This is a genomic window from Variovorax sp. MSC1_012 (assembly GCF_023667525.1).
In the GTDB taxonomy this organism is placed as follows: Bacteria; Pseudomonadota; Gammaproteobacteria; order Burkholderiales; family Burkholderiaceae_C; genus Variovorax; species Variovorax beijingensis_B.
Genome location: NZ_CM174443.1, coordinates 1309089 through 1328450 on the forward strand (window position 1 = coordinate 1309089; position 19362 = coordinate 1328450).

The 19362-nt window shown below is 66.5% G+C and carries 16 protein-coding genes and 3 tRNA genes; 10 read left to right on the forward strand and 9 right to left on the reverse strand.

All coding sequences use genetic code 11. From position 1 onward, the window contains the following. The first annotated feature begins 96 nt into the window (after positions 1-96). The 6 genes from lon (at position 97) to L1081_RS06125 (ending at position 5016) form a co-directional block, all read left to right on the forward strand. Positions 97-2538 (forward strand): endopeptidase La, encoded by a 2442-nt coding sequence (lon, locus tag L1081_RS06100; RefSeq protein WP_489415653.1) that lies wholly within the window; start codon positions 97-99, stop codon positions 2536-2538. 54 nt (positions 2539-2592) lie between these two features. After that, a tRNA-Gly gene (locus L1081_RS06105) sits at positions 2593-2668 on the forward strand. Between the two features lie 64 nt (positions 2669-2732). After that, positions 2733-2806, forward strand: a tRNA-Cys gene (locus tag L1081_RS06110). Between the two features lie 110 nt (positions 2807-2916). Beyond that, a tRNA-Leu gene (locus L1081_RS06115) sits at positions 2917-3008 on the forward strand. 22 nt (positions 3009-3030) lie between these two features. Continuing rightward, complete coding sequence (locus L1081_RS06120; protein WP_489415654.1) at positions 3031-3663, forward strand: DUF6806 family protein; 633 nt, start codon at positions 3031-3033, stop codon at positions 3661-3663. A 51-nt stretch (positions 3664-3714) separates the two neighbouring features. After that, positions 3715-5016, forward strand: coding sequence for an MFS transporter (locus L1081_RS06125; RefSeq protein ID WP_489415655.1), 1302 nt, complete (start codon positions 3715-3717; stop codon positions 5014-5016). Between the two features lie 13 nt (positions 5017-5029). Here L1081_RS06125 and L1081_RS06130 read toward each other — a convergent pair whose 3' ends face one another. Genes L1081_RS06130 through proV form a run of 6 tightly spaced genes read right to left on the reverse strand, consistent with a single transcriptional unit; the run spans position 5030 to position 11714 of the window. After that, positions 5030-5809 carry a PA3715 family protein gene (locus tag L1081_RS06130; protein WP_489415656.1) on the reverse strand — a complete coding sequence of 260 codons (780 nt, stop codon included), beginning with the start codon at positions 5807-5809 and terminating at the stop codon, positions 5030-5032. Between the two features lie 15 nt (positions 5810-5824). After that, a complete protein-coding gene (gene murI, locus L1081_RS06135; RefSeq protein ID WP_489415657.1) occupies positions 5825-6634 on the reverse strand; it encodes a glutamate racemase in 810 nt (269 codons plus the stop codon). After that, a complete protein-coding gene (locus tag L1081_RS06140; protein WP_489415658.1) occupies positions 6631-8184 on the reverse strand; it encodes a Fe-S hydro-lyase, tartrate dehydratase alpha-type in 1554 nt (517 codons plus the stop codon). Before L1081_RS06140 ends, murI begins: the two co-directional genes overlap by 4 nt. A 59-nt stretch (positions 8185-8243) precedes the next feature. Further along, complete coding sequence (gene proX / locus L1081_RS06145) at positions 8244-9263, reverse strand: glycine betaine/L-proline ABC transporter substrate-binding protein ProX (protein WP_489415659.1); 1020 nt, start codon at positions 9261-9263, stop codon at positions 8244-8246. A gap of 23 nt (positions 9264-9286) precedes the next feature. Beyond that, on the reverse strand, positions 9287-10438 hold the full coding sequence (proW, locus tag L1081_RS06150; protein WP_489415660.1) for a glycine betaine/L-proline ABC transporter permease ProW: 1152 nt from the start codon (positions 10436-10438) through the stop codon (positions 9287-9289). 22 nt (positions 10439-10460) lie between these two features. Beyond that, positions 10461-11714: a glycine betaine/L-proline ABC transporter ATP-binding protein ProV gene (gene proV / locus L1081_RS06155; protein WP_307597103.1), complete on the reverse strand. Its 1254-nt coding sequence runs from the start codon at positions 11712-11714 to the stop codon at positions 10461-10463. 551 nt (positions 11715-12265) lie between these two features. Here proV and fumC point away from each other — a divergent pair. Then, the gene (fumC, locus tag L1081_RS06160; RefSeq protein WP_018907286.1) at positions 12266-13663 is read left to right on the forward strand and encodes a class II fumarate hydratase; all 1398 of its coding nucleotides are present in this window, start codon (positions 12266-12268) and stop codon (positions 13661-13663) included. A 4-nt stretch (positions 13664-13667) separates the two neighbouring features. Here fumC and L1081_RS06165 read toward each other — a convergent pair whose 3' ends face one another. Beyond that, complete coding sequence (locus L1081_RS06165; RefSeq protein WP_489415661.1) at positions 13668-14285, reverse strand: NAD(P)H-binding protein; 618 nt, start codon at positions 14283-14285, stop codon at positions 13668-13670. Between the two features lie 102 nt (positions 14286-14387). Between L1081_RS06165 and L1081_RS06170 the strand changes: the two genes are divergently transcribed. Then, positions 14388-15323, forward strand: a complete 936-nt coding sequence (locus L1081_RS06170; protein WP_489415662.1) for a LysR substrate-binding domain-containing protein — start codon at positions 14388-14390, stop codon at positions 15321-15323. Between the two features lie 6 nt (positions 15324-15329). Here L1081_RS06170 and L1081_RS06175 read toward each other — a convergent pair whose 3' ends face one another. Then, on the reverse strand, positions 15330-15965 hold the full coding sequence (locus L1081_RS06175; RefSeq protein ID WP_489415663.1) for a YqhA family protein: 636 nt from the start codon (positions 15963-15965) through the stop codon (positions 15330-15332). A gap of 412 nt (positions 15966-16377) precedes the next feature. Between L1081_RS06175 and acs the strand changes: the two genes are divergently transcribed. Together acs and L1081_RS06185 are read left to right on the forward strand one after the other, a co-directional pair. Further along, entirely contained in the window at positions 16378-18378 is a 2001-nt protein-coding gene (acs, locus tag L1081_RS06180; RefSeq protein WP_489415664.1) for an acetate--CoA ligase, read from the forward strand. A 139-nt stretch (positions 18379-18517) separates the two neighbouring features. After that, positions 18518-19018 (forward strand): LapA family protein, encoded by a 501-nt coding sequence (locus L1081_RS06185; RefSeq protein WP_145746520.1) that lies wholly within the window; start codon positions 18518-18520, stop codon positions 19016-19018. 12 nt (positions 19019-19030) lie between these two features. Here L1081_RS06185 and L1081_RS06190 read toward each other — a convergent pair whose 3' ends face one another. Then, positions 19031-19336, reverse strand: a complete 306-nt coding sequence (locus tag L1081_RS06190; protein WP_489415665.1) for a c-type cytochrome — start codon at positions 19334-19336, stop codon at positions 19031-19033. Positions 19337-19362: the final 26 nt, after the last annotated feature.

Here is a 19362-nt window from a genome sequence, read left to right on the forward strand (position 1 = left end):
CCACAAGGCGTCCGGCGCCTTCGACAAAGACCGGGTGCGCGGGCTTGAAATGCCCGAACACCCATCCATCTTTGCCTGATCAATCAAAGGATATTCATGTCCGGTCATACCCCCCTGCCTGCCGACGCGATCGACCTGCCGCTGCTGCCGCTGCGCGACGTGGTCGTGTTCCCTCACATGGTGATCCCGCTGTTCGTGGGGCGCCCCAAGAGCATCAAGGCGCTCGAACTGGCGATGGAAGCCGAGCGCCGCATCATGCTGGTGGCCCAGAAAGCCGCCGCCAAGGACGAGCCCTCGGTCGAGGACATGTTCGAGGTGGGCTGCGTCTCGACCATCCTGCAGATGCTCAAGCTGCCTGACGGCACCGTGAAGGTGCTGGTCGAGGGCCAGCAGCGCGCCCGCGTGAACCGCATCGACGACGGCGAGACCCACTTCTCGGCCAACGTGACGCCCGTCGAGGCGGCCGCGAGCGGCGAGAAGGGCACCGAGGTCGAGGCGCTGCGCCGTGCCGTGATGCAGCAGTTCGACCAGTACGTCAAGCTCAACAAGAAGATCCCGCCCGAGATCCTCACCTCGATCTCCAGCATCGACGATCCGGGCCGCCTGGCCGACACCATCGCCGCGCACCTGCCGCTCAAGCTCGACAACAAGCAGGCCGTGCTCGACCTGGACGACGTCAAGTCGCGCCTGGAGAACCTGTTCGGCCAGCTCGAGCGCGAGGTCGACATCCTCAACGTCGACAAGAAGATCCGCGGCCGCGTGAAGCGCCAGATGGAAAAGAACCAGCGCGACTTCTACCTCAACGAGCAGGTCAAGGCGATCCAGAAGGAGCTCGGCGAGGGCGAAGAGGGCGCGGACATCGAGGAGATCGAGAAGAAGATCAAGCTCGCCAAGATGCCCAAGGAGGCGCTCAAGAAGGCCGAGGGCGAGCTCAAGAAGCTCAAGCTGATGTCGCCCATGTCGGCCGAGGCCACCGTGGTGCGCAACTACATCGACGTGCTGGTCGGCCTGCCCTGGAGCAAGAAGACCAAGATCAAGCACGACCTGGCCAATGCCGAGGCCGTGCTCAATGCCGACCACTACGGCCTGGAGAAGGTCAAGGACCGCATCCTCGAATATCTCGCGGTGCAGCAGCGCGTCGACAAGGTCAAGGCGCCCATCCTGTGCCTCGTGGGCCCGCCCGGCGTGGGCAAGACCTCGCTCGGGCAGTCGATCGCGAAGGCGACGGGCCGCAAGTACACCCGCATGGCGCTCGGCGGCATGCGCGACGAGGCCGAGATCCGCGGCCACCGCCGCACCTACATCGGCGCGCTGCCGGGCAAGGTGCTGCAGGGGCTGAACAAGATCGGCACGCGCAATCCGCTGTTCCTGCTCGACGAGATCGACAAGCTGGGAACCGACTTCCGCGGCGACCCTTCGAGCGCGCTGCTCGAAGTGCTCGACCCCGAGCAGAACCACACCTTTGGCGACCACTACGTCGAGGTCGACTTCGACCTCTCCGATGTGATGTTCGTCGCCACCTCGAACTCGATGAACATCCCGCCGGCGCTGCTCGACCGGATGGAAGTCATCCGCCTCTCGGGCTACACCGAGGACGAGAAGACGCACATCGCGCTGAAGTACCTGCTGCCCAAGCAGCTGAAGAACAACGGCGTCAAGGAAGACGAACTGCTCGTCACCGAAGAGGCCGTGCGCGACATCGTGCGCTACTACACGCGTGAAGCCGGCGTGCGTTCGCTAGAGCGCGAGCTCTCCAAGATCTGCCGCAAGGTGGTCAAGGGCCTGCTGCTCAAGCAGATGACGCCCAAGGTCGTGGTCGACGGCGCCAACCTCAACGACTTCCTCGGCGTGCGCAAGTACAGCTTCGGCCTGGCCGAGAAGCAGAATCAGGTGGGCCAAGTGGTCGGCCTGGCCTGGACCGAGGTGGGCGGCGACCTGCTCACCATCGAAGCGGTCACCATGCCCGGCAAGGGCGTGATCAGCCGCACCGGTTCGCTCGGCGACGTGATGAAGGAATCGGTCGAAGCTGCACGCACCGTGGTGCGCAGCCGCTCGCGCCGCCTGGGCATCAAGGACGAGGTGTTCGAGAAGCGCGACATCCACATCCACGTGCCCGATGGCGCAACGCCCAAGGACGGGCCGAGCGCGGGTGCCGCCATGACCACCGCCTTCGTATCGGCGCTCACGGGCATTCCCGTGCGTGCAGACGTCGCCATGACGGGCGAGATCACGCTGCGCGGCGAGGTCACGGCCATCGGCGGCCTGAAGGAAAAGCTGCTGGCCGCATTGCGCGGCGGCATCAAGACCGTGCTGATTCCCGAAGAGAACGCGAAAGACCTGCAGGACATTCCCGAGAACGTGAAGAATGGACTCGAGATCGTGCCCGTGAAGTGGATCGACAAGGTCCTGGAGATCGCGCTCGAGAAAATGCCCGAGCCGCTGTCGGACGAGGAGGTTGCCGCCTCCGCGGCCGCCGTGGCCGAGCTGGCCAAGCAGCGCGCTGGCGCGCCGGCTTCAGAGGGTTCCGTCAAACATTGATTGGCAGAACTTGCCGAGCCCCGAAAAAGTGTTCTATAATTCGAGGCTCGAAACGCGGGAATAGCTCAGTTGGTAGAGCGCAACCTTGCCAAGGTTGAGGTCGAGAGTTCGAGACTCTTTTCCCGCTCCAGTTTTGAAAAAGGGAAGCACTGCTTCCCTTTTTTTCGCGAATTCGATTTCGTTTTCAGCAGCGTGGCGCGATAGCAAAGCGGTTATGCAACGGATTGCAAATCCGTCTAGCCCGGTTCGACTCCGGGTCGCGCCTCCACCCTCTCCCTCTGATCAAGTTCGATCCACCCTCCACCGAAAAAACCAGCCCCGCCAACCTGCGTTGCCGGGGCCCGTTTCGTTTGGGTTATCGTCGATGTTCAACTCGAGGCCCGGATGGTGAAATTGGTAGACACATCGGACTTAAAATCCGCCGCTTCCTTAATCGGGGCATACGGGTTCGACCCCCGTTCCGGGCACCACATTTAGACAAGGGAGCACTCCATGCCTCGTTATAACGCTCCATTTGAAATCCATGTGCACGGCGACGTGCCCTTGCGTACCGACGTCGGCTTCGACCAGATCCAGGAAGCGCTCAAGCCGCTGTGGGCCTATGCAGGCGCCAAGTCGCTGGCCGACGGGGCGACGAGCACCTACGAAGAAGAACCCGGCATCCGTTTCGAGCAGAAGGACCACATGCTCCAGATCTGCTGGACGGTGCCGGGCGACGAAGACTTTCGCCAGGCGCTCGACGAGATGTGCATGGCCTTGAACGAACTGTCCGAGCGCGGTGCCGCGATCGAGGTCACCTTCTACGACACCGACTTCGACGAGGAAGAGGGCGATCCTGACGAAGAGTCGCGCGACGATTTCCTGATGCTGTTCGTCGGCCCCAATCCGGCCGCGATCATGCAGGTGCAGCGCGACCTGCTGGTGGAAGACGTCGTCAACCTGATGGAGCGCCACTTCGATGGCGCCGAGCTCGGCGGCGTGGTGTCAGAGATCGACCGCCTCTTCAGCGACCGCTTCGATGCGCTCGTGAACTCGCTCGAAATCGGCAAGCGCCCGCGCGGCACCGGCGGCAGTGGCAGCGGCGGTGGGCATGGCGGCGGCCGCCGCCCACGCCACCTGCACTGACCCGATCGGGCCAAGGCAGCGTCCGGCGCCCGGTTGACCATCCATCGCTGCATGGCGCTGTCTTCGTCTTCAGCCCTGAATCCCGGCGTGCGCAAGCGCGAGGTGTTCGGCTGGGCCATGTACGACTTTGCCAATTCCGGCTACACCACGGTCGTCATCACGGCCGTGTTTGCCGCCTATTTCGTGGGCGGCATCGCCAAGGGCGCGCCGTGGGCCGCCTTCGCCTGGACTGCGGCGCTCAGCGCGTCCTATGCCGTTGTCATGCTCTCGATGCCCGCGATCGGCGCCTGGGCCGACCGGCGCGCAGCCAAGAAGCGCGTGCTCGCCGTGGCGACCCTGGGCTGCGTTGTCGCGACAGCCGCGCTCGCGCTCACGCCGAGCTTCTCGGGGGCCATGGGCGTCGCGGTCGCGATGGCGCTGATCATCGTCTCCAACACCTTCTATTCCTACGGCGAGTCGCTGACCGGCGCCTTCCTGCCTGAACTCGCGACCGCCGAGGGCATGGGCAAGGTCAGCGGATGGGGCTGGAGCTTCGGCTACGTCGGCGGCATGCTGGCGCTCGGGCTGTGCCTGGCCTACGTGCTGTCTGCCCAGGCCAAAGGCCTGGCTGCGTCGCACTTCGTTCCGGTCACGATGCTGATCACGGCGGCCATTTACGGTGGTGCCGCCTGCGCCACCTTTGCGCTCCTGCCCGAGCGCGCCCGGCCTCGCGCGCCCGGCAATGCAGTGGGCGCGTGGCAGCAATTGCGCACCACCTTCAGGCAGGCCCGCGCCTACCGCGATTTCATGCAGCTGCTGGTGTGCACCGTCTGCTACCAGGGCGGCGTGGCGGTGGCCATCACGCTCGCGGCCATCTATGCCGAGCAGGTCATCGGTTTCGTGGCGAGCGAGACCATGGTGCTGATCTTCGTGCTCAACGTTGCGGCCGCCGTCGGGGCCTTCGGCTTCGGCTACGTGCAAGACCGTGTCGGCCACAAGATCTCGCTGGCCGGCACGCTGGTGGCATGGATCGCGGTCTGCGTGATTGCCGCGATGGCGACCACCAAGGGCACCTTCTGGTGGGCCGCCGCCATCGCGGGGCTCTCGATGGGCTCGAGCCAGTCGGCCGGCCGCGCGATGACGGGCTACCTCGCGCCGCCGCGGCAGCTTGCGGAGTTCTTCGGGCTCTGGACCTTTGCCACGCGGCTCGCAGGCATCATCGGTCCGCTGATGTTCGGCGCCATCACCTGGGTCGCGGGCGGCAACCAGCGCATCGCCATTCTCTCGACCGCGGCGCTGTTCATTGCGGGGCTGCTGCTGTTGCTGCCGATCGACATGGCGCGCGGCAGGGAAGCGGCGCTGCGCAGCCGATAAGCGCCGCAGCAGATCAGGGCATCTGCTGCTGCAGAGACTTCGGCACGCGATAGCGCTCGCCGTCGTAGCGCAGCGTCACGGTATTGAAGCGCGCGGGCATGGCCTTTTCGGTGCAGCCCTGGTCCTCCTGCATCTGTGCGCGGCTCTGCACCAGCGTGCGCGACAGCTGCAGATCGGCATAGCCGTTGCTCGCCGACTTGCCGACCGAAAGCATCGTGCGAAGCTGCTCGAAGCGACCAGTGCAGCTGCTGTCCCATTCGCCGCTGTCGTGGTCGAGCTCGACTTCCTGCAGCACCTGGCGCAGCTTGCTGCCGTGGTGCACGTAAAGGCGGATGGTTTCGCTTGCCACCGTGCTGCCCGGCGCCGTGCCCCGGTAGCGCACGCGCAGCCCGAAGGCGCGCGTGTCGGATGACAGCACATAGCGCGAGGTGTCGATGCGGATGTCCTGGATGGCGGTGGCGGCGTCTTCGTCGAGCGCCTCGGGCTGGAAGATGCGGCCGATCACCGTGTCGCGCTCGGTGTTGCCGTTGTCGGGCCGCTGGATCAGCAGCAGCTCGAGGTCGAAGACCTTGGCGCCCGTGCTGCTGGTTTCGCGCGGCACGGGCAGCACCACGATGCTGCGGCCCGGGAATGCCGGCCAGAGCTTGCAGGCGGCCAGCCGCTCGTCGAGCAGGCGGCTCGGATAGAGCTTGGCATGCATGCGTTCGGCGAGGCCGCTCTCGCAGGCCGCATGGCCGAGGCCCGCTGCCGAGAGGCCGAGCAGCAGCAGGGCGCAGCGCAAAAGAAGATGCATGGTGTCGGATCGGCTTCAGGCGGCGGTTGCGGCGGCCACCGAGCTGCCTTGGGGCTGTTGCAGCCAGTGCGCGGCGGCGGCTTCGAGCACGGCCGCGTCGCCGCTGCCTTGCAGGACCAGCCCGCCTTCGCCGCGTTGCGCGAGGCGGCCGAGCGAAGCCAGCACGCGCCGGGCCTGCTGCGCGACCGGCGCGCCGGTGTCGATGAAGCGCAGCGCTGGCGGCGCATGGCGCTGAAGCTCATTTTTCACGAGCGGGTAGTGGGTGCAGCCGAGCACCACGGTATCGACTTGGCCAGGTCCATCGCCGAGGGGGCCGGCTTCGGCCATGTAGCGGGCGCAGAGTTCCGCAATGGCCGCGGTGTCGAAGCCCTCGATCGCCTTCACAAGCCCGTCGCAGGGCACGGCGCGCACATTGGCCAATCCTGCGAAGGAGCCGCGCAGCGCCGCGTACCTGGCGCTGGCCAGCGTCCCGCGCGTGGCCATCACTGCGATATGGCCGGTTCGGCTGGTCGCCACGGCGGGCTTGAGCGCAGGCTCCAGGCCCACGATGGGCAAGGCCGGATGCTCGGCGCGCAGCAGGTGGATCGCGGCCGTGGTGGCCGTGTTGCAGGCCACCACCAGCGCCTTGATGCCGTGCTCGGCCATCAGTTGCTCCGCCACCTTGCGCGATCGCTCGATCACGTAGCCGTCGCCGCGCTCGCCATAGGGCGCGAAAGCGGTGTCGGCAAAGTACACGAAGCGCTCTTGCGGCAGCTCGGCGCGCAGCGCGGCGAGCACGCTGAGCCCGCCGACGCCGCTGTCGAAGACGCCGACCGGGTTGTTCAAGCCTCTTCCATCATGATGGTCTTGAACTCGCCGCTCGCAATGCGCTTTTGCCACTCGGCCGGGCCGGTGATGTGCGCGCTGGTGCCGCCGGCATCGACCGCCACCGTCACGGGCATGTCGACCACGTCGAATTCGTAGATGGCTTCCATGCCCAGGTCCTCGAAACCCACCACCTTGGCGGTCTTGATGGCCTTGCTCACGAGGTAGGCGGCACCGCCCACGGCCATGAGGTAGGCGCTCTTGTGCTTCTTGATGGCCTCGATGGCGACCGGGCCGCGCTCGGCCTTGCCGATCATCGCGATCAGGCCGGTTTGCGCGAGCATCATCTCGGTGAAACCGTCCATGCGCGTGGCGGTGGTCGGGCCGGCCGGGCCCACGGCCTCGTCGCCCACCGGATCGACCGGGCCGACGTAGTAGATGACGCGGTTCGTGAAGTCGACCGGCAGCTTCTCGCCCTTGGCCAGCATGTCCTGGATGCGCTTGTGCGCGGCGTCGCGGCCGGTGAGCATCTTGCCGTTGAGCAGCAGCGTGTCGCCGGGCTTCCAGCTTGCCACTTCGGCGGGCGTGAGCTTGTCGAGGTCGACGCGCTTGCTCTTCTTTTCGTCGGGCGCCCAGTTCACGTCGGGCCAGAGGTCGAGCGAGGGCGGGTCGAGGTAGACCGCGCCGCTGCCGTCCATCACGAAGTGCGCGTGCCGCGTGGCCGCGCAGTTGGGGATCATCGCCACCGGCTTGCTGGCTGCGTGCGTGGGGTACATCTTGATCTTGATGTCGAGCACGGTGGCCAGGCCGCCCAGGCCCTGCGCGCCGATGCCCAGCGCGTTGACCTTCTCGTACAGCTCGATGCGCAGCGCCTCGACCTTGCTGAGCTCGACGCCCGAGGCCTTCTTGGCCTGCAGCTCGTGCATGTCGAGGTCGTCCATCAGGCTTTCCTTGGCCATCAGCGCGGCCTTCTCGGCCGTGCCGCCGATGCCGATGCCCAGCATGCCCGGCGGGCACCAGCCGGCGCCCATGGTGGGCACGGTCTTGAGCACCCAGTCGACCACGCTGTCGCCGGGGTTCAGCATGACCAGCTTGCTCTTGTTCTCGCTGCCGCCGCCCTTGGCCGCGACCGTCACTTCGACGGTGTTGCCCGGAACGATCTCGGTGAAGATCACCGCGGGCGTGTTGTCCTTGGTGTTCTTGCGGTCGAACTGCGGATCGGCCACGACCGAGGCGCGCAGCGTGTTGTCGGGGTGGTTGTAGCCGCGGCGCACGCCTTCGTTGATGGCGTCGTCCAGGCTGCCGGTGAAGCCGCTCCAGCGGACGTCCATGCCCACCTTGAGGAACACGTTGACGATGCCGGTGTCCTGGCAGATCGGGCGGTGGCCCGTGGCGCTCATCTTGCTGTTGGTCAGGATCTGCGCGATGGCGTCCTTGGCGGCGGGGCTCTGCTCGCGCTCGTAGGCGCGGGCCAGGTGGGCGATGTAGTCGGCGGGGTGGTAGTAGCTGATGTACTGCAGCGCGGCGCTGATCGATTCGATCAGGTCGGTCTGCTGGATCGTGGTCGTCATGGTGGGGGGTGTTTTTTTGGAGTGTGGAAACGCCCCCCGATTATCTCAGCCGCCGCGTTCTACCTTGCGGCGGCCCGGGCTTCCTCGATCCAGCCATCGAACAGCGGCCGATGCACCTGGATCCAGCCGTCCGTGTGGCGCTCCAGGTCTTGCTGCGTGCTGGCGCCCTGGCTCATGCGCAGGTTCTGGGCGTTGATGTCGCCGATCGGCAGTTTCATCACCTCGAACAGCCTGCCGGCGGCCGGATTCTTCTCGACGAAGGCCCGGTTGGCGACGATCTGCTCCTGGTTGGCCTGGAAGCCGTAGTTCTTGCCGTTGGGGAGCTGGGTGTCCGCGTTGCCGCCCCGGGAAGACGAGAAAGGCGAGGAGGGCACCTGCAGCCACACCACGTCTGCGCCCGGGCGGAGCACCGCGCTGACCCAGTAGGGCGTCCACGTGTAGTACAGCACCGGCTTGTCCTGCTTGAAGCGGGCGATGGTGTCGGCCATCAGCGCGGCATAGCTGCCTTGCTTGTGTGTGACGGTGTCGCGCAGCTGATGGGCCGTCAGGTGGTTCTCGATCGCGAGTTCGCAGCCCCAGCCCGGGTTGCAGCCCGTCAGGTCGGCCTTGCCGTCGCCGTCGGCGTCGAAAAGCCTGGCGATGGCCGGATCCTTCAGCTGTGCGATGTTGCTGATGTTGTACTGCTCGGCCGTCTTGCGGTCGATCAGGTAGCCCTGCACCGCGCCGTCCGAGTACACGCCCTTGCGCCACAGCTTGGCCTCGCCGCCGCTGTTCTTGTAGAAGTCGGCGTGCAGCAGGCTCCAGTGGTTTGCCATGAAAGTGGCGTCGCCGTTGGCGATGGCCAGGTGCTCGGTGGCGGGTTCGAGGTCTTTCATGGGCTCGACCGTGTAGCCGAGCTTTTCGAGCGCGCGCATCACGAGCAGCGTCTGGAACGCCTCTTCGGCGAGTGAGCTCTTGAGTGGCTGCACGGTGACGCCCTTGCCGGGCAGGTCATTGGCGGCCTGTGCGCCCATGCCGAAGGCGACGAAGCCGAGCGCCAGCAGGCCGCGGGCGATGATGAGACTGGTTCTTTTCTTCATGCGTTGAACTCCTGCGTGACGGCTTATTGCGCTTGCGTGGCGAGGGCGGGAACGGGCTCGTTCGCACCTTCACTGCGGGAGGGCGTGCCGACGAGGCGCTGCAACAGGCGCAGTGCCAGGCCGGCCGGCCCGGTGTGCCACCAGCGGCGCCCGGCGCTGCGGCGCGACTTGCCCATGGCCTGCGTGAGCCGGTCGAGCGAGATTGCCAGCAGCACGATGCCCAGGCCGCCCACGGTCGCCAGGCCCATGTCGAGCCGGCCGATGCCGCGCAGCACCATCTGGCCCAAGCCGCCGACGGCGATCATCGAGGCGATCACCACCATCGACAGCGACAGCATCAGCGCCTGGTTGATGCCCGCCATGATCGACGGCATGGCCAGCGGCAGCTGCACCTTCACCAGCATCTGCCAGGGCGAGGCGCCGTAGGCACGCGCGGCCTCGATCAGGTCGGGCCGCACCTGGCGCAGGCCCAGGTTGGTCAGGCGCACCAGCGGCGCCAGCGCGAAGATGATGGTCACGATCACGCCCGGCACGTTGCCGATGCCGAACAGCATCACCACCGGCACCAGGTAGACGAAGGCGGGCGTGGTCTGCATGGCGTCGAGCACCGGGCGCATGAGGCGCTGTGCGCGGTCGCTGCTGGCCAGCAGCACCCCGAGCGGCAGGCCGATGATCATGCAGAACACCAGCGAGGTCAGCACCAGCGACAGCGTCACCATGGCCTCGGGCCAGATGCCCAGCATGGCCACGAGCAGCAGCGCCACCGTGGTGCCGATGGCGAGCGCGCGGCCAGCGAACTGCCAGGCGAACAGGCCGATCAGCGCGATCATCGCGAGCGTCGGCAGGCCGGTCAGCAGGCTCTGGACCCAGTTCAGCGTGCTGTCGATGGGCAGGCGCACGGTCTGGAAGAAGGGGCGGAAATGTTCGACCACCCATCCGAGGCCCTGGTTGATCCAGGATTCGACGGGCAGGGAGCCATCCCAGAGGCGGTGCAGCTGCAAGCCGCTGGCCGTGGCATCGGCTGAGCCGGCCAGCTGGTGAGCCGCGTCGGCGGGGGCGTCGAGCCAGGCGCTGGTGGTCGAGGTGTCGGGCGCGGCCGAGAGTGCTTCCCACGGATCGACGGAGGTGGGGGTGGCGGGCGTGCTCAGGTCGGAAGGAAGTGTGTTGTCGTTCATCGTTCAGGCGTCCTTCGTGAATTCAGTGCGGCTCGGCGGCGAGCGCGGGTGCGGCGTTGGGCAGGACGGGCTCGATCGGCGGCGTGTCGCGGTCCAGGAACTTGAGCAGCGTCGTCTTGCTGATCGCACCGCAGAAGCGGCCGTCATTCGCCACCACCGGCAGCGCGCACGGCGCCTGCGCGAGTTGGCCGATCAGGCCTGCCACCGGTGCTTCGGCATCGATGCGCGGCAGGTCGTCGATGAATGCATGCTGCAGCCCGAGCGAGCCTGAATGCCCGTCGAGCGCGCCGCGCAGTGTGTCCGCCGACACCACGCCGAGGAAGCGCTTGTTCGGGCTCGTCACGTAGGCGAAGTCGCGGTCCTGGTCTTCGAGCAGCTTGAGTGCCGCGCGTGCGCCGCGCTCGGGGTGCTCGCACACCACCGTGAGCGACTTGCGCGCGATGTCCGCCGCCTTGAACACGGCCGCCGCATCGACGCCGCGCACGAAGCTGCGCACGTAGTCGTCGGCGGGGCTGCGCAGGATCTCGTCGGGCGTGCCGACCTGGATCACCTGGCCGTCCTTCATGATCGCGATGCGGTCGCCGATGCGCATGGCCTCGTCGAGGTCGTGCGAGATGAAGACGATGGTGCGCCGCTGTTCCTTCTGCAGCCGCAGCAGTTCCGACTGCATCTCGGTGCGGATGATCGGGTCGAGCGCCGAGAAGGCCTCGTCCATCAAGAGGATCGACGGGTCCGAGGCCAGCGCGCGCGCCAGGCCCACGCGCTGCTGCATGCCACCGGAAAGCTCGTCGGGATAGCTGTCGCCCCAGCCCGCGAGGCCCACCTGCGCGAGCGCCAGGTCGGCCTGCGCGAGGCGCTCCTTCTTGCTGGTGCCCGACAGTTCGAGGCCGAAGGCGGTGTTCTCGCGCACCGTCATGTGCGGCATCAGCGCGAAGGACTGGAACACCATGCTGATGTCCTTGCGGCGCAGTGCGCGCAGCCTGGCGTCGGAATGCTCGTTGATGTCCGCGCCGTCGATCACGATGCGCCCGGCGGTCGGCTCGATGAGGCGGTTCAAGAGGCGCACCAGCGTCGACTTGCCCGAACCCGAGAGGCCCATGATGACGAAGATCTCGCCGGCCTGGATCTCGAAGGTGGCATCGAACACGCCGATCGACTGGCCCGTTTGCGCGAGGATTTCCTTCTTCGAAAAACCTTGGCGGACCAGTTCGAGCGCCTGTTCGGGCGCGTCGCCGAACACCTTGAAGACATGGTCGATGAGAATTCCTTTGGCCATACGCCGGGACTCCTTGTGTAAAGGTTGGACACAGCACCGCCCCGGAGGACGGCAGCGGCCACGCCATCAGCCGATGGGACTGCCGAACAGAGTGCGCATGAAAAGGCGCGTGCAATGGCCCGGCGAGCCTCGAGGGCTGCCAGCAGGCACTGAAGACGACATGGCGACGAAGCCAGTGCCCGCCGGATGCTTCATTCGCAGAGCGACGGGCCTGGTCGAGGGGCGCCGCCTGGATGAGCGTGACGTGGCAATGGGGCCGAAAAAAAGATCCGGCCGGTTTGCCGGGCAGGGCCCGGCGGAGAGAGCCTTGCGCCGCGACGGGATTCGGTGATCCGCGAGTAGCGCAAGGGCAACCAACATGACTTGTTGGTCGTCTGAAGAGCGCAATTATAACTTTTTGACATGACGCGCGTCAACCCCGGGGCTTATCGTGGGCTGCGCGTCCGGAGCCAAAAGCCTCGCCAGATGCGAGCTATTCTTATCAAGGCCATACTCGGCGTCGCGCCCGGCGAGCGGGCGCAATCATCCAAGACTGCGGAGCTTTTTTCATCATGACGACTTCCCCCAAGACCCGTGCCGAGCGCGATACCTTCGGACCGATCGACGTGCCGGCCGACAAGCTGTGGGGTGCGCAGACGCAGCGCTCGCTGCAGAACTTCGACATCTCCGGCGAGCAGCAGCCGCGCGAGATCATCAAGGCGCTGGCGCAGGTCAAGCGTGCCTCGGCCGTGGTCAACCACGCGCTGGGCCTGCAGGACGAGAAAAAAACCAAGGCCATCGTGGCCGCGGCCGACGAAGTCATTGCGGGCAAGCATCCGGGCGAGTTTCCGCTGGTGGTGTGGCAGACCGGCTCGGGCACGCAGACCAACATGAACGTCAACGAGGTGCTGGCCAACCGCGCGAGCGAACTGCTGGGCGGCGAACGCGGGGAAGGGCGCCTCGTGCACCCGAACGACGACGTGAACCGCAGCCAGTCAAGCAACGACGTGTTCCCCACCGCCATGCACGTGGCGGCGGTCGAGGCCATCACGCACAAGCTGCTACCGGCCATCGCCAGGCTGCGCGGCACGCTTGAGCAGAAGTCGAAGGACTTTGCCGACATCGTGAAGATCGGCCGCACCCACCTGCAGGACGCCACGCCGCTCACGCTGGGCCAGGAGTTCTCGGGCTACGTGGCGCAGCTCGCGCATGGCGAGGCGCATGTGCGCGCCGCGCTGCCGCACCTGTGCGAACTGGCGCTGGGCGGCACGGCCGTCGGCACCGGGCTCAATGCGCCCAAGGGCTATGCCGAGCAGGTGGCCGCCGAACTCGCAAAGCTTACAGGCCTGCCTTTCGTGACCGCACCCAACAAGTTCGAAGCCATGGCCAGCGTCGACGCGCTGGTGCATGCCCACGGCGCGCTCAAGACACTTGCCGCCAGCATGAACAAGATCGCCAACGACGTGCGCTGGCTCGCGAGCGGCCCGCGCAGCGGCATCGGCGAACTCAGCATTCCGGAGAACGAACCCGGCTCGTCGATCATGCCGGGCAAGGTCAATCCGACGCAGAGCGAAGCCGTCACCATGCTGGCCGCGCAGGTGTTCGGCAACGACGTGGCCATCAACATCGGCGGCGCCTCGGGCAACTTCGAGCTCAATGTGTTCCGTCCGATGGTGGCGCACAACTTCCTGCAGAGCGTGCGCCTCTTGGCCGACGGCATGGTGAGCTTCAACGACCACTGCGCGGTGGGCATCGAGCCGAACCGCGAGCGCATCACCGAACTGGTTCAGCGTTCGCTGATGCTGGTGACCGCGCTCAACACGCACATCGGCTACGACAAGTCGGCCTACATCGCGAAGAAGGCGCACAAGGAGGGCACCAGCCTGCGCGAAGCCGCGATTGCCTCGGGCCACCTCACGGCCGAGCAGTTCGACCAGTGGGTGGTGCCGGAGAACATGACGGGCCGTTGAGCGATCAGTACCCGACCGTGTAGCGCTGGCGCGAGTGAACGGGCTTCTCGAGCTCGTCGATGAACGCGATCGCGTAGTCCTCGAAGGTGATCCAGCTGCGGCCTTCGGCGCTCACGAGCAGGTCGTCCTTGCCCAGGCGGAACTTGCCCGTGCGCTCGCCTTCGACGAACTCGGCCGAGGGCGAGAGAAAAGTCCAGTCGAGTTCCTTCTCGTTGCGCAGCGCCTCCAGGAACACGCCGCCGGCCGAGGCCTCGGCCTTGTACGCCTCGGGGAAGTTCGGCGTGTCGATCACCTTCAGGCCCGGCGCCGCGAACAGGCTGCCGGCGCCGCCGACCACCAGCAGGCGCTTCACGCCTGCGCGCTTGGCCGGTTCGATGATGGCCGCGGGCGGCACGGTGGAGAAGTGCGCGGCGCTGAACACGGCATCGTGGCCGGCCAGTGCCTTTTCGAGCGCGGCGCCGTCGAGCACGTCGAGGTCCACAGCCTTCACATTGGCGCGGCCCGAGAGTTTTTCGCTCGCCTTGCGCGCGATGGCCGTCACGGTGTGGCCGCGGCGCAGGGCTTCGTCGAGAAGGCGGCCGCCGGCGCGTCCGGTGGCGCCGATGATGGCGATGTGGCTCATTGAATGGCTCCAGAAAGTGGTTGGGATGAACCGCATCTTAGGTTTCTGCTTTCGAAAGAAATACCTCGAATTGCGCGCTTGTTTGTTCCTAAAATCGTTCGAATGGACCGATTGAATGCAATGCGCGTGTTCGTCACCGTGGTGGATGCGGGCAGCCTTTCGGCCGCGGCCGACAAGCTCGACCTCTCGCGCCCGGTGGTCACGCGCTACGTGGCCGAGCTCGAGCAATGGACGGGCGCGCGCCTGCTGCACCGCACGACGCGCCGGCTGAGCCTCACGGCGGCGGGGGAGGAACTGCTGCCGCGCTGCCGCCAGGTGCTCGAACTCGCTGGCGACATGCAGGAGGCCGTGCGGCAGCCGGCCGAGGCGCCGCGCGGCCAGTTGCGCATCACGGCCAGCACCTCGTTTGCACAGGCGCAGCTGGCCGATGCGGTGGCCGACTACGTGCGGCTCTATCCCGGCGTGGCCGTCGACCTGGTGCTGCTGGACCGGGCGGTGAACCTGGTGGACGAGCGCATCGACCTGGCGATCCGCGTGGCGGTCGAGATCGATCCCAACCTCATTGCGCGGCGGCTCACCGATTGCCGCTCGGTGGTGTGCGCCTCACCCGCCTACCTGAAGGAGCATGGGCAGCCGCTGCGCGTGGAGGAACTGGCCCAGCGCAACTGCCTCACGCACTCGTACTTCGGGCGCAGCCTCTGGAATTTCACGCGCAAGGAAGACGGCACGCCCGTTTCTGTGGCTGTCGGCGGCAACCTGTCGACCAACGATGCCGCGAGCCTGATGCATCTGGCGCGGGCCGGGGCCGGCATTGCGATGCTGCCGACCTACCTGACCGCCGGCTTGCTGCAGGCGGGCGAACTGGTGCGGCTGTTCCCCGAATTCGAGCCGCAGGTCGTCGGCATGTACGCGGTGTACGCCTCGCGCAAGCACATGCCGGCCACGCTGCGCACGATGCTCGACTTCCTGGCCGGGCGATTCACCGAGGTGCCGGCATGGGATGCCTCGTCGCAGCCTCGCCGGGGCACAGCTGCGTGATCTTGCTCAATGACGGGTGCTGGTAGTGGCCGCCTCGTTCATCAGCTTGTCGGTGTAGGCAATGGCCATGGCCGAGAACAGGAAGGCGATGTGGATCACGGTTTGCGCAATCAGCACGCGGTCGGTGTAGTTGTCCGCATTGATGAAGGTCTTCAGCAGGTGGATCGAGCTGATGCCGATGATGGCGGTGGCCAGCTTGACCTTGAGCACCGAGGCGTTCACATGGCTCAGCCACTCGGGCTGGTCGCGGTGACCTTCGAGGTCCATGCGGCTCACGAAGGTTTCGTAGCCGCCCACGATCACCATGATCAGCAGGTTGGAGATCATCACCACGTCGATCAGCGCCAGCACCACCAGCATGATCACGGTTTCGTTGAGCGTGCCCACCGGCGCGGTCGTCTTGTAGCCGATGCTGGTGATCAGCGCCTGCAGCGCCTCCTTGCTGCCGAAGGCCGCCTCCACCAGGTGCAGCAGCTCGACCAGGAAGTGCACCACGTACACCGCCTGCGCCACGATCAGCCCCAGGTACAGCGGCAGCTGCAGCCAGCGGCTCGCGAAAATCAGCTTGGGCAGCGGCCGAAGCGGGGAAGCACGGGCGGGAACAGGCGTATTCGGGCGGTCGAAGGATTCGGGAGCGGACATGGAGAGGATGATTGGAAACGACTGGCGATTCTAGAGGTGCCCCCATGTCCGACTCGTGATAACCCTGCGAGGGCCTGTTTACCCTGCCAACGGAGTCGCGAAGGCTTGCCAAAGCGGACAAATCAAGGCGCACGACGCGGCGTGTGCGTCGGCACACGCAAGGAGTGCAACGCGGAGTTGGCCGCTTTGGCATGCCTTCCCTCCGGGTTGTTCGGCAAAGGGGCCGTCTGCGGCGTTGCCCGCGCTTGCAAGGCGCAAGCCTTGCTGCGCACGGGCGCCTTGCAGCCAGCCCCTTTGCCGAACAACGCGATCTCCGCTGGCAGGGTGAACAGGCCCTAACATCGCAACCGTCAGTGGCCCGTAAGTGGGCCCGCCGACATTACGGCCGCACCTAGATCAAGGAGACAAGAAAATGAGCAGCAGCGCATCGAAGAACATCGAATCCGTCCTGGTCGAGAACCGCGTGTTCCCCCCCGACGCCCGCGCCAGCGCCGGCGCGCGCATTGCCGGCATGGCCGCCTACGAGGCCCTGTGCCAGGAGGCCGAACAGGACTTCGAAGGTTTCTGGAGCCGCCTGGCGCGCGAGAACCTGAGCTGGACCAAGCCCTTCAGCCGCACCCTCGACGAATCCAACGCCCCCTTCTACCAATGGTTCGGCGACGGCGAGCTCAACGCCAGCGCCAACTGCCTGGACCGCCACATCGGCACCCCCGTCGAACACAAGACCGCCATCGTCTTCGAGGCCGACGACGGCGCCGTCACCCGCGTCAGCTACAAGGAGCTGCTCGCGCGCGTGAGCCAGTTCGCCAACGCCCTGAAGGCCGCCGGCATCGAGAAGGGCGACCGCGTCATCATCTACATGCCCATGACCATCGAGGGCGTGGTCGCCATGCAGGCGTGCGCGCGCATCGGCGCCACCCACAGCGTGGTGTTCGGCGGCTTCTCCGCCAAGGCCCTGCAGGAGCGCATCATCGACGCCGGCGCCGTGGCCGTCATCACCGCCAACTACCAGCTGCGCGGCGGCAAGGAGCTGCCGCTCAAGGCCATCGTCGACGACGGCATCGCGCTCGGCGGCTGCGAATCGATCCAGACCGTCTTCGTCTACGAGCGCACCCCCAGCGCCTGGAGCCGCGTCGAAGGCCGCGACAAGACCTTCGCCGAGGCGCTGGCCGGCCAGAGCACCGAGTGTCCGCCCGTGCCCGTCAACGCCGAGCACCCCCTCTTCATCCTCTACACCTCCGGCTCCACCGGCAAGCCCAAGGGCGTGCAGCACGCCACCGGCGGCTACCTGCTGTGGGCCCGGCTCACCATGGACTGGACCTTCGACATCCGGCCCGAGGACGTCTTCTGGTGCACCGCCGACATCGGCTGGATCACCGGCCACACCTACGTGGCCTACGGGCCGCTGGCCGCCGGCGCCACCCAGGTCGTGTTCGAGGGCATCCCCACCTTCCCGCACGCCGGGCGCTTCTGGCAGATGATCGAGCGCCACCAGGTCAGCGTCTTCTACACCGCCCCCACCGCCATCCGCTCGCTCATCAAGGCCGCCGAATCGGACGAGAAAGTGCACCCGAAGAACTGGAACCTGGACAGCCTGCGCATCCTCGGCTCGGTCGGCGAGCCCATCAACCCCGAAGCGTGGATGTGGTACCACCGCAATATCGGCCATGAGAAATGTCCGATCGTCGACACCTTCTGGCAGACCGAGACCGGCGGCCACGTGATCACGCCGCTGCCGGGCGCCACGCCGCTGGTGCCGGGCTCGTGCACGCTGGCGCTGCCGGGCATCGCGGCGGCCATCGTGGACGAGACCGGCAAGGACCTGCCCCACGGCGCGGGCGGCATGCTGGTCATCAAGCGGCCCTGGCCCTCGATGATCCGCACCATCTGGAACGACCCCGAGCGCTTCAGGAAGAGCTACTTCCCCGAGGAGATGGGCGGCACCATCTACCTGGCCGGCGACGGCGCGGTGCGCAGCGAAGACCGCGGCTACTTCCGCATCACCGGGCGCATCGACGACGTGCTCAACGTCTCGGGCCACCGGCTGGGGACGATGGAGATCGAATCGGCGCTGGTGTCCAAGACCGACCTGGTGGCCGAGGCGGCGGTGGTGGGGCGGCCGGACGACGTGACGGGCGAGGCGGTGTGCGCCTTCGTGGTGCTCAAGCGCTCGCGCCCGAGCGGCGAGGAGGCCAGGCAGATCGCCAACGAGCTGCGCGCCTGGGTGGCCAAGGAGATCGGCCCGATCGCCAAGCCCAAGGACATCCGCTTCGGCGACAACCTGCCCAAGACGCGCAGCGGCAAGATCATGCGGCGCCTGCTGCGCAGCATCGCCAAGGGCGAGGCCATCACGCAGGACATCTCCACGCTGGAAAATCCGGCGATTCTGGAACAGTTGTCACAGACCAACTGATTCGATTTGTAGGACATGGCCGTTAACGGGAAGCAGGGGCCATTGCGGCCCGCGGCCTGAGGTAAAACCTGCGCAGTTGCCATGCACCTCGACGTGCATGGCGGGTTCACTGTGTTCGATCTTTACGAAGGAGGCCCCCATGGGCGTGAGATCTGCTTTCCTGTTCGTCATCCTGTTGCTGATCGCGGCGCTCGCCGCGCTCAACTGGGGCACGCTCTCGTCACCGGTGCCGGTGTCGCTGGGCTTCATGACCGTGTCGGCGCCGCTGGGCCTCATGATGCTGGGGCTGACGGTGGCCCTCGGCGTGTTCTTCCTGGTCTACGTTCTGTACCTGCACAGCTCGGTGCTGCTCGACGCCAAGCGCCACAACAGGGAAATGCAGGTGCAGCGCGACCTGGCCGACAAGGCCGAGGCCTCGCGCTTCACCGAGTTGCGCAATTTCCTCGAAGCGCAGGAAACCAAGCACATGGCGCAGAACGCCGATCGGCATGCCGCGCTGCTGACGCGGCTGGGGCAGGTCGAGAGCGTGATCCGCCAGCGCTCGGAGCAATCCGACAACACCGTGGCCGCGCACATCGGCCAGCTCGAGGACCGCATCGAGCGCAAGCCGCTACCTACGGACATCGATCCGCGGATCTGACGAGCGCTCGTCTCAGCGCGCCAGCATCACCCAGGCCGCCAGCTTCTTGGCGTCGGCTTCGCTGACCTGGTTGTTGGCCGGCATGGCCAACGGCCCCCAGACGCCCGAGCCGCCCTTGATGATCTTTGCCGCCAGCATGTCGACGGCACCGGCATTGCCCTTGTACTTGGCGGCCACGTCCTTGAAGGCGGGGCCGAGCACCTTGCGGTCCACCGCGTGGCAGCTCATGCAGTTCTTCGAGGTTGCCAGCGCCAGGTCGGCAAAGGCGGGCGCCGCCAGGCCGAGGCCGAGAACCGCGAATGACAGGAGTCTTTTCATGGGGCTTTATTCGTAATGGCTGGGTT

What these genes read in the sequence shown, in the direction of transcription:
- fumC (WP_018907286.1), top strand. Translation starts at nt 12,266, where the DNA reads ATGACGACTTCCCCCAAGACCCGTGCCGAGCGCGATACCTTCGGACCG.
- lon (WP_489415653.1), top strand. Translation starts at nt 97, where the DNA reads ATGTCCGGTCATACCCCCCTGCCTGCCGACGCGATCGACCTGCCGCTG.
- L1081_RS06185 (WP_145746520.1), top strand. Translation starts at nt 18,518, where the DNA reads ATGGGCGTGAGATCTGCTTTCCTGTTCGTCATCCTGTTGCTGATCGCG.
- proW (WP_489415660.1), bottom strand. Translation starts at nt 10,438, where the DNA reads ATGAACGACAACACACTTCCTTCCGACCTGAGCACGCCCGCCACCCCC.
- L1081_RS06170 (WP_489415662.1), top strand. Translation starts at nt 14,388, where the DNA reads ATGGACCGATTGAATGCAATGCGCGTGTTCGTCACCGTGGTGGATGCG.
- L1081_RS06130 (WP_489415656.1), bottom strand. Translation starts at nt 5,809, where the DNA reads ATGCATCTTCTTTTGCGCTGCGCCCTGCTGCTGCTCGGCCTCTCGGCA.
- proX (WP_489415659.1), bottom strand. Translation starts at nt 9,263, where the DNA reads ATGAAGAAAAGAACCAGTCTCATCATCGCCCGCGGCCTGCTGGCGCTC.
- L1081_RS06165 (WP_489415661.1), bottom strand. Translation starts at nt 14,285, where the DNA reads ATGAGCCACATCGCCATCATCGGCGCCACCGGACGCGCCGGCGGCCGC.
- L1081_RS06140 (WP_489415658.1), bottom strand. Translation starts at nt 8,184, where the DNA reads ATGACGACCACGATCCAGCAGACCGACCTGATCGAATCGATCAGCGCC.
- L1081_RS06120 (WP_489415654.1), top strand. Translation starts at nt 3,031, where the DNA reads ATGCCTCGTTATAACGCTCCATTTGAAATCCATGTGCACGGCGACGTG.
- L1081_RS06125 (WP_489415655.1), top strand. Translation starts at nt 3,715, where the DNA reads ATGGCGCTGTCTTCGTCTTCAGCCCTGAATCCCGGCGTGCGCAAGCGC.
- L1081_RS06190 (WP_489415665.1), bottom strand. Translation starts at nt 19,336, where the DNA reads ATGAAAAGACTCCTGTCATTCGCGGTTCTCGGCCTCGGCCTGGCGGCG.
- acs (WP_489415664.1), top strand. Translation starts at nt 16,378, where the DNA reads ATGAGCAGCAGCGCATCGAAGAACATCGAATCCGTCCTGGTCGAGAAC.
- proV (WP_307597103.1), bottom strand. Translation starts at nt 11,714, where the DNA reads ATGGCCAAAGGAATTCTCATCGACCATGTCTTCAAGGTGTTCGGCGAC.
- L1081_RS06175 (WP_489415663.1), bottom strand. Translation starts at nt 15,965, where the DNA reads ATGTCCGCTCCCGAATCCTTCGACCGCCCGAATACGCCTGTTCCCGCC.